Source organism: Anabaena sp. AL09 (assembly GCF_001672255.1).
In the GTDB taxonomy this organism is placed as follows: Bacteria; Cyanobacteriota; Cyanobacteriia; order Cyanobacteriales; family Nostocaceae; genus Dolichospermum; species Dolichospermum lemmermannii.
Map to the genome: position 1 here is coordinate 15,130 of NZ_LJOQ01000058.1, position 12,659 is coordinate 27,788.

At 38.2% G+C, this 12,659-nt stretch carries 12 protein-coding genes; 7 read left to right on the plus strand and 5 right to left on the minus strand.

Features of this window, described 5'->3' with window-relative positions:
* Nucleotides 1-203: 203 nt before the first annotated feature.
* Entirely contained in the window at nt 204-1,157 is a 954-nt protein-coding gene (gene accD / locus AN490_RS11605; protein ID WP_168653108.1) for an acetyl-CoA carboxylase, carboxyltransferase subunit beta, read from the plus strand.
* 42 nt (nt 1,158-1,199) lie between these two features.
* Here accD and AN490_RS11610 read toward each other — a convergent pair whose 3' ends face one another.
* The 3 genes from AN490_RS11610 to AN490_RS11620 all read right to left on the minus strand — a co-directional run bounded on the left by AN490_RS11610 (nt 1,200) and on the right by AN490_RS11620 (nt 4,645).
* A complete protein-coding gene (locus tag AN490_RS11610; RefSeq protein ID WP_300003347.1) occupies nt 1,200-1,322 on the minus strand; it encodes a hypothetical protein in 123 nt (40 codons plus the stop codon).
* A 91-nt stretch (nt 1,323-1,413) separates the two neighbouring features.
* Nucleotides 1,414-2,787 carry an MFS transporter gene (locus tag AN490_RS11615; protein WP_300003349.1) on the minus strand — a complete coding sequence of 458 codons (1,374 nt, stop codon included), beginning with the start codon at nt 2,785-2,787 and terminating at the stop codon, nt 1,414-1,416.
* A 331-nt stretch (nt 2,788-3,118) separates the two neighbouring features.
* Nucleotides 3,119-4,645 (minus strand): hypothetical protein, encoded by a 1,527-nt coding sequence (locus AN490_RS11620; protein ID WP_300003351.1) that lies wholly within the window; start codon nt 4,643-4,645, stop codon nt 3,119-3,121.
* 258 nt (nt 4,646-4,903) lie between these two features.
* On the opposite strand from AN490_RS11620, the gene AN490_RS11625 reads away from it, so the two are divergent.
* Nucleotides 4,904-6,517 carry a glycosyltransferase family 39 protein gene (locus AN490_RS11625; protein ID WP_300003353.1) on the plus strand — a complete coding sequence of 538 codons (1,614 nt, stop codon included), beginning with the start codon at nt 4,904-4,906 and terminating at the stop codon, nt 6,515-6,517.
* Between the two features lie 150 nt (nt 6,518-6,667).
* On the opposite strand, the gene AN490_RS11630 is transcribed toward AN490_RS11625, so the two are convergent.
* Nucleotides 6,668-7,045, minus strand: a complete 378-nt coding sequence (locus tag AN490_RS11630; RefSeq protein WP_015079522.1) for a hypothetical protein — start codon at nt 7,043-7,045, stop codon at nt 6,668-6,670.
* Between the two features lie 415 nt (nt 7,046-7,460).
* Here AN490_RS11630 and AN490_RS11635 point away from each other — a divergent pair, with 415 nt between their 5' ends.
* Nucleotides 7,461-9,377, plus strand: a complete 1,917-nt coding sequence (locus AN490_RS11635) for a chloride channel protein (RefSeq protein ID WP_300003355.1) — start codon at nt 7,461-7,463, stop codon at nt 9,375-9,377.
* A gap of 1 nt (nt 9,378) precedes the next feature.
* Nucleotides 9,379-9,606: a hypothetical protein gene (locus AN490_RS11640; RefSeq protein ID WP_300003357.1), complete on the plus strand. Its 228-nt coding sequence runs from the start codon at nt 9,379-9,381 to the stop codon at nt 9,604-9,606.
* 18 nt (nt 9,607-9,624) lie between these two features.
* Here AN490_RS11640 and AN490_RS11645 read toward each other — a convergent pair whose 3' ends face one another.
* Nucleotides 9,625-10,035: an AbrB family transcriptional regulator gene (locus AN490_RS11645; protein ID WP_300003359.1), complete on the minus strand. Its 411-nt coding sequence runs from the start codon at nt 10,033-10,035 to the stop codon at nt 9,625-9,627.
* Between the two features lie 309 nt (nt 10,036-10,344).
* Here AN490_RS11645 and AN490_RS11650 point away from each other — a divergent pair, with 309 nt between their 5' ends.
* The 3 genes from AN490_RS11650 (at nt 10,345) to pyrR (ending at nt 12,535) form a co-directional block, all read left to right on the plus strand.
* Nucleotides 10,345-10,788 (plus strand): Rrf2 family transcriptional regulator, encoded by a 444-nt coding sequence (locus AN490_RS11650; protein ID WP_015079517.1) that lies wholly within the window; start codon nt 10,345-10,347, stop codon nt 10,786-10,788.
* 63 nt (nt 10,789-10,851) lie between these two features.
* A complete protein-coding gene (gene cbiB / locus AN490_RS11655; protein WP_300003361.1) occupies nt 10,852-11,802 on the plus strand; it encodes an adenosylcobinamide-phosphate synthase CbiB in 951 nt (316 codons plus the stop codon).
* A 196-nt stretch (nt 11,803-11,998) separates the two neighbouring features.
* On the plus strand, nt 11,999-12,535 hold the full coding sequence (pyrR, locus tag AN490_RS11660; protein WP_148761674.1) for a bifunctional pyr operon transcriptional regulator/uracil phosphoribosyltransferase PyrR: 537 nt from the start codon (nt 11,999-12,001) through the stop codon (nt 12,533-12,535).
* Nucleotides 12,536-12,659: the final 124 nt, after the last annotated feature.

A 12,659-nucleotide genomic window follows, 5' to 3' on the forward strand; every position in this document is an offset into this window, starting at 1 on the left:
ATCGCACCTGACTGTAGCTGTGATTACCCCATTGAGATTTAAATATGTCTAAACTATGATTTTTATGATTTTTATGATTTTTGTGATTTTTATGATTAACTAATCATCCAAATCAAAACAGTCACACAAATCATAGTTAAGACATTTAATCATCTAAATCATAGTTCTGATTTTGTCCTCACACCTAATTACATAAGATAAAAATGGCAAACAACGAAGAATCACGCGGTTTAAAGTCTCTATTTGATTGGTTCGCAAATCGGCGTAAATCAGGAAGTCCCAATTCAGAACGCCAAGAACGGGAAATTGCTGATGGTTTATGGCATAAATGCCCTAAATGTGGTGTTCTTAGCTATACAAAAGATTTAAAAGCTAATCAAATGGTTTGCGTTGATTGTGGTCATCATAATCGCGTTGATAGTGATGAACGAATTCGCCAATTAATTGATGCTAATACCTGGAATCCATTGGATGAGCATTTACGCCCCACTGATCCCTTACAATTCCGTGATCGTAAACTATATAGCGATCGCTTACGAGAAACACAAGAAAAACTAGGACTTGTAGATGCTGTCAAAACTGGGTTAGGACAAATTAACAGCTTACCCATAGCTTTAGGAGTCATGGATTTCCGGTTTATGGGTGGAAGCATGGGTTCTGTTGTCGGGGAAAAACTCACCCGCATGATTGAACAAGCCACCCAACGGCGTTATCCTGTCGTCATTATTTGCACATCAGGTGGTGCGAGAATGCAGGAAGGAATGCTGTCTTTAATGCAAATGGCGAAAATTTCCGCCGCCCTCCAACGTCACCGAGATTCTAAACTATTATATATTCCTGTTTTAACCAACCCAACTACCGGAGGTGTTACCGCTAGTTTCGCCATGTTGGGTGATATTATCATCGCTGAACCCAAAGCAACTATTGGTTTTGCGGGAAGACGGGTAATTGAACAAACTCTCAGAGAAAAACTTCCTGAAGATTTTCAAACCGCTGAGGACTTACTTAAACACGGATTTGTTGATGATATCGTCTCCCGTACCCAATTAAAAACTACTTTGACACAATTAATTGCGCTACATCAACCTCTCCCCACAACGACACCAAGTATGGTTTTGTGGGAAACAATGAAATTAAGTTCCGCTACTGTTGAATAAAAAACGGAAATGAGGGAAGAAATTTCCTTCTTCCTTCTTCCTTCAACAACTGACAACGGACAACTGACAACTAACAACTAACAACTGTACGGGCGAAGCATTTGGAGAACTATTTTTGGCAATGACTGATAATTTATCTTCCAAATGCTTCGCCCCTACTAACAACTAACTATTTTTGGCAATGACCGATAATTTATCTTCCAAATGCTTCGCCCCTACTAACAACTGACAACTAACAACGGACAACTGACTCCTTCTACTTACCCGGTTCTTGGACAAAAATTAGGGGAATTAGCCCTAGTAGTCTGCATACGCTAGATAGCGCAAATAAGCCTAATAAACCGCCAAATTCCTGATTTTGGGCAATAAAACCGCCGATAGTTGTCCCTAAAGCTCCACTCACGCCCCCGACAGCCGCAACAATGGCAAAATAGATAGATTTATTTCTCACGGGGGCAATTCCTAAATACATATTAGTGCTACATAAATCAACTCCTGCCCAAGTGATGCCAGTGAAAATATGTAAAAGCGGCAACCATAACCAAAAATCAAGTTGATGATGACCAATTCCTAACCATAATAATGGCGTAATTGCGACTAAAATACCCACACAGATAAGAATAGGACGATTACCGATTCTATCGGCTAATTTCCCCCATATAATCAACACTAACAGATTTGCCCCGGTCTGAAGACTGCTATAAATAGTTACTAAAGTCACATCTAAATCTAAAGTATCTAATAAATAGAAGTTGAAAAAAGGTGCGCTCAAATGCACAGCCAACATCCAGATACTGAAATAAAGCAGAAATAGTAAAAATTTAGAGTTCTGCCCGATAATAGTAGTCCAATTAATTTCTTCTTTGCAAATATCTTGAGGAGGATTTTCACAAAAATTCAAACTATGCTGATTTTGTAATTGCGGATTTACGTCTGCTTGAAAATATTGACAACACAAACTAATAATTCCACAAATAGTTCCTAAAGATAGAACTAATCCATAACCTTGGATAGTTCCACCATGCCAATTTGATATTACTAATCCCGCTAAAGGTACACATATTAAATTCGTCAGATTACAAGCACTATTCCGAATACCAAAATATCTCCCTCGTAACCTGCGGGGAACAATAATTGCTAACCAACTTAGCCAAGATGCACTTCCTAATCCTCCGAGAAGATGACTAAAAAGAACAATTGACAGTGTTAATACTACCAATTGTTGAGAATCTAGTAAACTGGAATTGTTAGCAAAAATGCCAATTACCAGAATTAACCACAATAACCGAGAAGTTCCAAAGGTTAATAGAGAATATTGAAATCTACTGGTAGTTTGTTCAGAAATGTAAGCACCCACAGGTTGAATAAAATTTACCAGCATGGGAATTGAGGATAGCATTCCAAAGATCACTGGAGTAGCACCCAACTCGACTAACAAATTACTGACTAAAATTCCCCCGGTACTCAGACCAAAAATAGATGCAAAAACGGCATCTATGGTAGAAGCTTGTAAACTGGTACGAATATCTTTTTTAGCAAATTGCTGAGGAAACTGTTTAGTTAGTAAAGAGTCAAGATTGGGAGTTTGAATATCCAGTGATTCAACTATGTCAACCGGAAGGGAATTCATATTATCATAAATTACAGAGCTATCTTTTGTTCTTATATTTTTCAATATCAGTTTGCAGACTCACAGTCTATAAAACACCTGAAAAAATGTCATCAGTATTTCATAATTGGGAGATTAATCAAGCTTTTGCAATTAATAATTGAGGAAAAGATCCAATTCTCCCTTATTTCTCCCCATGAAAATAATTGTTTATATTTATACTGATCCATTACTAGATACTGTTCCCAACCAAAATGACTGGGGTTGGGAAGTAGATAAAATTTATGAAGATTTGGGAAAACGAAACGATAACACCAGATCCCCGATTTCTCTAAGAAGTCGGGGATCTGAATTATTCATCTTGATTTCTAGGAGCTTGTTTGCCTTTTTTACCTGCATTCCGCACATTCATGACTTTACCCAGTAAATCAAACCAAAAAGGCGCACCCATAGCAATAGCAATACCACTCACAAGCCAACCAGCAATCATACTCAAAACACTGAAAATAGGTAACCCATTAATTCTATATTTTGTGCCGTTAATTTGCTGTTGTACGTTAGCACTTGTCCAACCAATTGGTAATTCAACTTCTTTTAAAATCTCGTTAGGATCTACTTTACTCATATCTGAAGCATTAGATCCTTGTGGTACTACTTGTACAGCCTTGTTAATAATTATTTCTCGTAATAAAGAATCCTTAGATAAGCGATTAATGATATGAAAAGTATCGGCATTGGCTGTAATAGCTAAAGTTATGCCAATGATAATTGCTACTCCCTTAGCATTACGTTTGTAAACACCACCGGCTCTTTCCATAGAACTATCAAAACTATTTTCAATTTCTTTCCGTAAAAGAATAATCCCTTCTTCCGTGCTTTTAGCTCTCATTTGGGCGCGTTTTGCCATAGTTTCAATACTATCAACAACAGAATCTGGCAGAATATCAATTAGTTCTTGAACTTTTTTATAGGTTTCACTATCTTTATCTTGAATAGCTGCTATAACTTCACCATGAATATCACTACCTTTTTTAATAGATTTGACAATTTCATTGATATTAGGTTTTAATCCTCCTAGCACTATGGCTTTTTCTGCATCTTCAAAAATATCTTGTCTGACGAATTTTAGTTCCCGCAAAGGTTTATCTAAAATATCTTCATGATTGGCTATACTTGCTGCAAAACTTCCTATATATTTATCTAGGCTATCTCTCATCCTATTTATCGCCATGTAGATATCATATTTATCTTTATTGAACTCATCAGTAATGCGGTTATACTCTAATTCTAACTGTTTATAATCTGTGGCTATATCAGTAGCAAATTCACTAGATAATTCTTGATTATTAATGTAAATTTGCAACTGAATTAAAATTTGTCTGACATCATCTAAACGTTCATTTTTGAATTGATCTAGTCTGATTTCAGTCAATTTTCTGACCAAAATTGGTAGTTGCAATGTATCCATAAAAGTATTAGCAAAATTTTCACCACCAATATAGGAAGGCGCACTGCGTTTTTGATCACCAAAAACAGTTTCTTTTCTAAATCTAGAAGTAGACTTTCTGAATAGACTAAAGAATGAGCCAATTGCCCAAGTTGCTTGCCGAGGTAAAGTTGCTAATAAACCTTTAGCCTCTTGATTAATACTTTGAATTAAAGGATTGCCATAAATTTTATTAACTAGTTGAATTACTTCCGGTTTTTCTGAGTTTTGAGCATCACCAGCTAAAAGAATTTCAATTGATCTTCTCAAGTGTTCAGCCCGCCATTGCAGTACAGTTGTCAATAGTTCTTGAATTTCTGAAGCCAGTAAACTTAAAATTAAGTAAATAAAAATTAAACCCAGTGCCACATCTAAAATAAAAGGTAGGTTCATTGACATTTTCCTTCAGGGTAATTGAGCAAATGCTAATGGTAGTATTTATATCATTTAATCGGAAAGATGCCTGTAAACTTCCTGAAAAAAATTAATCAGAAAATCTTCGCCAAAAAATTATCTCTGTTCCTGAGAAACTGAGCTAATTTGGGATCTAGCCATTGCTTTTAAAAATAGATTGTTCCCGGATGGCAACATAGGAGATTCGCTTTGATCTCCATGTGATTAAACCTAACAATTATAAGATTCGCATAGAATATGCAAGAAGGAAGCTTTATTTGGACTCATCTAGAAAAACAGCACCGTGTGGTTGAAAAAAAGATTGATTGGCTATGGTTAATCCTCTTGTTATTGGCAGCGGTGATCTTATTTAGCATCAATCTTGGCGGTTTGCCCTTACAAGATGGGGATGAGGCAACTGTAGCCAGGGTAGCGCGGGAAATTTGGCAAGCTCCAGCAGATTCAATGCGCTGGCTTTACCCCACTTTGGGCGGTGAACCATATCACAACACACCACCGCTGATGCACTGGTTAATTGCTGGGGCTTATGCTCTGGGTGGTGTTAATGAATGGACAACTCGTCTACCTAGTGCAATTTTGATGGCAACTTCTGTACCTTTGTTGTATTGCATGGGGAGAGAGATATTTCGACACCGTTGGGCAGCTATTTATAGTTCCTTAATTTATCTAACAATGCTGCCAGTGGTGCGTTATGGCAGGTTAGCCGTGTTAGATGGGGCAGTTGCCAGTTTTTTGATTTTGATGATGTGGTTTGTCTTGCGATCGCGCCGGGATTTGCGTTACTGCTTAGGTGTAGGCATTAGTTTCGGGTTAATTTGTCTAACCCAAGGCGTGATGGGTGTTTATTTAGGTGCAGTTGTTTTAGTCTTTCTTTATTGGGATACACCTAGACTACTCACAAGTTATTATTTCTGGACAGGTATTTTCATCGGTTGTCTACCTGTATGCTGTTGGTACGGATTTCAAGTATGGCACTATGGCTATCCCTTCAATATTGATGTGAATACATCTTTAAACCATATCCAAACTATTACTAATGGCAGTTTTCAAGCACCTTGGTATTATCTTTTAGAAATCGCCAAGTGGACATGGCCTTGGTTGATATTTCTCCCCCAAACTATCCGCATTACCTGGGAGAATAATAATTTAAGTTGGGCAAAATTGATTATTGTTTGGTGTGGTGTTTATCTATTAATTATTTCCCTCATTAGCTTTAAACTTCCCTGGTATATAGTTCCTATTTATCCAAGTTTAGCTTTAGCTTTGGGGTTTCAATTAGCAGAAATAGAAAATGTGCCTGTAGTTTCTGGCTATCCCCGCGCTTGGGTAACGAGTTTAGCAATATTGGCTGTGGTGGCTTCTGCGGGCAGTATTTATTTTAGTTGGAGAACTTTAGACAAAGTAGAATTACAGATAATTTTTGCAGCAGTGGCTTTAACCATGACTTTAGCGGCAATTTTAGCCGAGCGAGGTGATAGACAATTTCTGAAAATTTTAATTTGGGGAAGTTATATTTCTCTATTGTTATTAATGAAATCTCATTACTGGGTTTGGGAATTAAATACAGCTTATCCTGTTAAACCAGTAGCAGCAATGATCACTAAAATAAATCCAGCAATTAAGGAAATCTATACATCTTTTCCCTACCATCGTGCTTCTTTGGATTTTTATAGCGATCGCACTATTATTCCTGCTTCTATTGGTGAGTTACAATATTACTGGCAGTATGATAGCCAACCTTATTTTCTCCTCAATATATCTACCTTAGAAAACCTCCAATTCAACTCTATCAAAGTCATAGATCAAGTAGAAGATTGGCAATTAATTACCAAAGAAAATAACTCATTTTAACAATACCTTCGCCATTTTTATTGTTTCGGAGGTTGGGTTGAGCGAAGCAAAATCCAACGCTGATGTTGTCTTTCCTGTAATACAACCCAACCTGGGAATTCAGGCTTTTTTCAATTTGGCGAAAGTATTTTTTAAAGTTCCACAAGAAATCTATTTTTCACCCTTGTTCATTCTTTCAATTTGGGGAATTTCTTGGCCATCATGACTCATATTATCTTGAGTCATAGTCACAATCCCGAAAAAAATCGCACTTCCCACAACCAAAGACAAAAAAGGACGCTTAATGAAGATAAAATCTCTGATTATCCGCGCCAAAGGTCGGCTTTGACGACGTAAAGCTGAAGAGATCATCATTTGTTTCCAAATAAATGGGTCACGGACATAATGTCCGCTTTGACAAACAACTAACTTTTCTTGGCAATAAGGACAGGAAAACAAACCAATATAGGATTTTATTGGCGTGGTTCTGTTATTTCTTTGGCAAATTGGGCAAGTAACATAATGATCATGAAAAGTATTTGTACTCATCTACCTCGTCCGCCTATTCCCTTGATTCTATTTATAACAATATCTGTATTGAATTTTACTGAAAATCTAGTGGTTATGCCATAGTCACTGATAGTTATTGGCAAAATACTATGATAGCGATATGCAATTGCATGAGATCCAAAATTTACCTAAAACTGAAACACCAAAAGACTTTCAACTCTGTTGCCTATTCCCTGCTCCCTACTATGTAGACTTTAAGAATGAAATTGACCTAAGGACATACTCCCTTATATACTAACTCAAGTTGCTAGCACCGCAGGACGGAATTATTTTTTTCTAAATATTTTGTGATTTTTGCTAATTAATTATTGAGCAGGCAGTTTTTCCCATAATAAACCACAATAAGAAATAACAGATAAAAAATCGTTTTTTCTGACATTTACCTCGGTTATCAATGACTCTCTTGCCTCCGACTTCGCAGACGAAGGTCACGGAATCCGGTACTTTTTCCCCACCTTCCATGCGGTTCACTCAGTTAATTAATCGTTTTCAGCCCTCCTCAGAAACAGTAGTGCTTTTTTTAGCCGTGCTAATTGGCGGTAGTACAGGTATGGGGATAGTCACCTTTCACTATTTAATCCAGCTAATTAACAACTTCATGCTGGAAAATCTCATGGGACAAATTGGGATCTGGGGTGCTTGGACTTTAGCTGCTGTTCCCACTTTGGGTGGTATCATTGTCGGCCTCATGCGTTGGCGCACTCAGGATTTTGGTCCAGGACTTTCTTCTCTCATAGCTGTTTCTCAAGGCAAAGAAGCCAAGAAACCCCTCCGACCGGTCACAAAAATGATCGCTGCGGCTGTTTCTATCGGCAGTGGTGCATCCTTGGGTCCCGAAGGTCCAAGTGTAGAAATTGGGACTAATTTCGGAGTTTTATTGTCTGATATATTACAAGTTTCTCAAGAACGTCAGCGGTTACTCTTAGGTGCTGGGGCGGCGGCTGGTTTAGCTGCTGGTTTTAATGCCCCCATTGCTGGCGTATTTTTTGCCTTAGAAGTAGTCATGGGAACTACATATTTTGCTACTTCTGCGGTAAGTGTGGTGTTACTTGCCGCTGTTGTCGCCGCCTTAATTGCTCAAATTGGTTTAGGTTCACAACCGGCTTTTGCTTTACCTGCTTATCAAGTTCGCAGTTACCTAGAATTACCTCTTTATCTGGGTTTAGGTTTAGGTGCAAGTTTAATTTCTCTCACCTATACTGAATCAATTCGGTTAGCCAAATCCGCCTTTGCTGGTAATTTACCAGGGTTGAAATTACTAGGTAAAATTCCTCAATCAATTCAGCCTATTCTCGGTGGTGTAATCATTGGTATAGTCGGTTGGCGCTACCCGCAAATTTTGGGGATTGGCTATGAAACCGTAGAAGCTATGCTCCAGGATGAGGATTTTTCGCTGAACCTATTACTAATATTACTGGTGTTAAAATTGCTGATGACAGCGGTAAGTTCAGGGAGTGGTTTTGTCGGTGGATTATTTGCACCAGCGATGTTTTTAGGTGCGTCCTTTGGGTCTGCTTATGCTAAATTTTTGGCTTTGGTAGCACCAGGAATTGGAGACTATATGGCTGCTCCTCCAGCTTATGCAATGGTAGGTATGGCAGCGGTTTTGGCAGGTAGTGTCAGAGCGCCATTGACAGCAATTTTAATGTTATTTGAATTAACCCGCGATTATCGGATTGTTTTACCTTTAATGGCAGCGGTGGGTTTAAGTGTTTGGTTAGTAGAACGAATTAAACCAACTTTAGATGCTAATGCTAATCTGCAACAGATTGGTTTGCCAGAATTGAAAGATGAAAAAGTAGAACTTTGGCAGCAAATGTTAGTCGCAGATGCTATGCACGCTTACCCCAAAAAATTATCAGCCACTCTGGGAGTATTAGAAGCTGCGGTAGTAATGACACGGGAACGAATTCGCAGTGCGTTGATAATTGATGATGATGCTGGCAAGTTGGTGGGAATTCTGTCCTTAGAAGATATTAAACGGACTCTGGCTCTATGGCAAAATCTTCCTAATTCATCTACTGAAATTCAGGAATATTTATCTAGTCAAAAACTTATAGATATTTGTACTACGGATATTCTCTATGCTTGGGAAGATGAACCTTTATCTGAAGCCTTAGACCGCATGGCATTACGTGGGTTACATCAATTACCAGTGGTAGCTAAAGACAATCCTGATTGTATTCTGGGTTTATTAGAAAGAGAACAAATTGAATTAACTTGTAATTTAACGGCAATCACTAAGGTACTACATCAATATCTACCAGTGATTACAACCACTGAATATATAGAGGAAATTGGGAATTGGTGATTTGTCAGTTGTCAGTTGTCAGTTGTTAGTTGTCAGTTGTCAGTTGTCAGTTGTCAGTTGTCAGTTGTCAGTTGTCAGTTGTCAGTTGTCAGTTGTCAGTGGCAAATATCTTCTTATTGCCTGTTTCCTGTTCCCTATTCCCTGTTCTCTAAATTTTGGTAATTGGTCAGTTATTAGTTATGCAGCAGTCAGGGGTAAAACAAAACCACTGACAACTGACAAGCCATAACTGACTAATGAATATTCATTAAGCTGTAGCTTCTACTTCCACATCTTTTATAGATTCCGAATCTACTTGTCGGAGTCGAATGTGCTTTTTCCCTAAAGTGATGACAAACTCATCACCAGGTTGAAGATTCATCTGTTTCGTGTAAGCTGCACCGATTAATAAGTTGCCGTTTGACTGCACACCAATTCTATAGCTGGCACTGCGTCCACCACGTCCATTCGCACTGGGTGAACTATCCAACTGAATACCCTCAGCATCAATTAGGGCATTCAAGAATTTCATCATATTGACGCGCTCTATACCATTTTTGGTAACAGTATAGTAGCCACACTGTTTAGCTTTTTCGTCTTTGCTGATGGCTTCTAGCTCTTTAACTTTTTTGAGCAGTTCGTCACCGACTAGGAGTTCAATTTTTTTCTGTTTAGGCATCAACTTAGGTCGAAAATGAATGTTGTTTGTTGTCAAGTGGATTTTATTTTAGCTGACATTGAACTAATAGGAACAGAATTCTTGAGTTTTTGGATCAGCCTAGCCAAGTATATTACACTCATAGAGAAAATTGTTGCATTATTATCAATATTCTTAAAAAATTATATGAAATATAATTACAATGATGCTGATAGCTACTATAGAAAGGAATCTGGTTTTGATTCTTTAAATTATTAAAGATAGGCAGATTAAGAGGTAAGAGGGATGAGGCTGAAGGATTGGGGAAATCAAATTAATCATAACTGCTATATGAAACTAACTACGAGAGGACATTACAGCGTGAAAGCATTGCTAGATTTGAGTTTACAGCCCAAGTATGGACCTGAATCTGTGAGAGCGATCGCTAAACGTCAAGATATTCCTGCTCCCTATCTAGAAAAGCTGCTCATAGAAATGCGTCGTGCCGGATTAGTAACTTCAATTCGTGGTAGCGTCGGTGGATATAAATTAGCAAAAAAACCGGCACAAATATCTATTGGCCAAATTTTAGAGGCTGTTGGTGAAAATATCACTAACTTACCTCTGAATAATCCCACACCCGCTCAAACAGCAGATTGGGTGACATCCAGTCTCTGGAACAGACTCAACCAAAAGCTCAAAGAAGCCTTGTACAATATTACCCTGGCAGACCTTTATTATGATGCTCGCAGTTGGCAAGCATCTCAAGGAGAAGAAGCCAATTTTGTGGTTTAGTCACCGAGTCAGAAGAAAGGAAAAAGCAAGAAAGAAGAATAAATAATCAACAATCAATAAAAAATGACATCTACTGTTTTGGTTTTGGCTGCATTGTTAGATTACTTAATCGGAGATCCTTGGGGTTGGCCTCATCCAGTGCGAGTCATGGGATGGGTAATTTCCCACTTGAGTAAATTAGCTCTGCAATATTGCCAAAATCCTCTTTCTCAGAGGCTTGCGGGAATTTTCCTAGGTGTGATTGTAATTACTGGTAGTGGCTTGGTAGGTTGGATAATAGTTCAAAGTGCCAAGTGGGTACATCCATTGTTAGGAATTGCTGTAGAAAGTATTCTTCTAGCTAGTTGTTTTGCTTTCAAAAGTTTACGAAATGCAGCTATGGAAGTTCTCCAACCTTTAAAAAATGGAGAATTACAATCAGCGCGACAGGTTTTAAGTAATTACGTCGGGAGAGACACAGCCAATCTTTCCCCAGCGGAAATTCTCAGAGCAGTGTTAGAAACCGTTACAGAAAATGCCACTGATGGCGTAATGGCTCCTCTTTTTTATACTATTGTTGGTGCATTTATCCCTGTTATCGGTGCTGTCCCTTTGGCTTTAGCATATAAAGCTAGTAGCACTTTAGATTCAATGGTCGGTTATAAAGAACTACCTTATACTTATCTTGGTTGGTTTAGTGCGCGGTGGGAAGATGGTTTTACTTGGTTGCCCTGTCGGTTAACAGTGATCACTTTATCATTACTATCCTTAAAACCCTTAAATGTTTGGCGAATTTGTCGCCGCGACGCAATTAAAGATCCCAGTCCCAATTCTGGTTGGAGTGAATGCGCTTATGCTGCGGTTTTAGGTGTGCAAGTGGGAGGAATAAATTGGTATCGTGGAGTAGCTAAAGAGAAACCACTTTTAGGAGATGCTATTTATCCCATTACCCCAGATTCCATTGATCAAGCTTTACAATTAACCCGATATGCGTTTTTACTATGGTTAGGACTAGCAATATTTTTAATTCGTTAGTTATCTCGTTCCCAGTCTCTGACTGGGAATGCTATCAAAGAGGCTCTGCCTCCAGTGTGATTGAAGGCAGAGCCTTCTAGCATTCATTCCCATACAGAGTATGGGAACGAGAAAACGAGAAACTACCAATTACCAATTACCAATTACCAATCACCAATTACCAATCACCAATCACCAATCACCAATTACCTATCTTATGTCTACCAAAGTAGTTGAAATTCTCTCATCAGAAGAACTGCGTCGGACATTAACTCGTATGGCTTCTCAGATTGTGGAAAGAACGCGAGATTTATCTCAATTGTTACTTCTGGGTATTCATACTAGAGGAGTTCCTTTAGCTTATTCATTAGCCCGTCAAATAGAAATTCTGGAAGATGTTAATGTTTCTGTAGGCTCTTTGGATATTACATTTTATCGTGATGATCTTGATAAAATCGGGTTAAGAACTCCAGAAAAAACCGATATTCCCTTTGATTTAACCGGAAAAACGGTGGTACTTGTAGATGATGTCATTTTTAAAGGGAGAACTATTCGGGCTGCTTTAAATGCCGTGAATGAATATGGTAGACCAGAGGTAATTCGTTTAGCTATATTAGTAGATAGAGGTCATAGAGAGTTACCAATCCATCCAGATTTTGTCGGTAAAAAGTTACCCACAGCGAAGGAGGAAATTGTTAAAGTTTATTTACAGGATAGTGATGGACGAGATGGTGTGGAGTTAATTAGTAATTGAAATTTCCTTTTTTGGACTTTAAACTCAAAAGTATATTTTCTAGTTGTAGAGACGTTCCATGGAACGTCTCTACATTATTTACTTCTCCCATAAATCGGGTATTTTGACAAACAATCACCAAAAA

Excerpts from the sequence above, each read along its gene's own strand:
- accD (WP_168653108.1), top strand. The coding sequence starts at position 204 with ATGGCAAACAACGAAGAATCACGCGGTTTAAAGTCTCTATTTGATTGG.
- AN490_RS11615 (WP_300003349.1), bottom strand. The coding sequence starts at position 2,787 with ATGAATTCCCTTCCGGTTGACATAGTTGAATCACTGGATATTCAAACT.
- AN490_RS11620 (WP_300003351.1), bottom strand. The coding sequence starts at position 4,645 with ATGAACCTACCTTTTATTTTAGATGTGGCACTGGGTTTAATTTTTATT.
- AN490_RS11625 (WP_300003353.1), top strand. The coding sequence starts at position 4,904 with ATGCAAGAAGGAAGCTTTATTTGGACTCATCTAGAAAAACAGCACCGT.
- AN490_RS11630 (WP_015079522.1), bottom strand. The coding sequence starts at position 7,045 with ATGAGTACAAATACTTTTCATGATCATTATGTTACTTGCCCAATTTGC.
- AN490_RS11635 (WP_300003355.1), top strand. The coding sequence starts at position 7,461 with ATGACTCTCTTGCCTCCGACTTCGCAGACGAAGGTCACGGAATCCGGT.
- AN490_RS11645 (WP_300003359.1), bottom strand. The coding sequence starts at position 10,035 with ATGCCTAAACAGAAAAAAATTGAACTCCTAGTCGGTGACGAACTGCTC.
- AN490_RS11650 (WP_015079517.1), top strand. The coding sequence starts at position 10,345 with ATGAAACTAACTACGAGAGGACATTACAGCGTGAAAGCATTGCTAGAT.
- cbiB (WP_300003361.1), top strand. The coding sequence starts at position 10,852 with ATGACATCTACTGTTTTGGTTTTGGCTGCATTGTTAGATTACTTAATC.
- pyrR (WP_148761674.1), top strand. The coding sequence starts at position 11,999 with ATGTCTACCAAAGTAGTTGAAATTCTCTCATCAGAAGAACTGCGTCGG.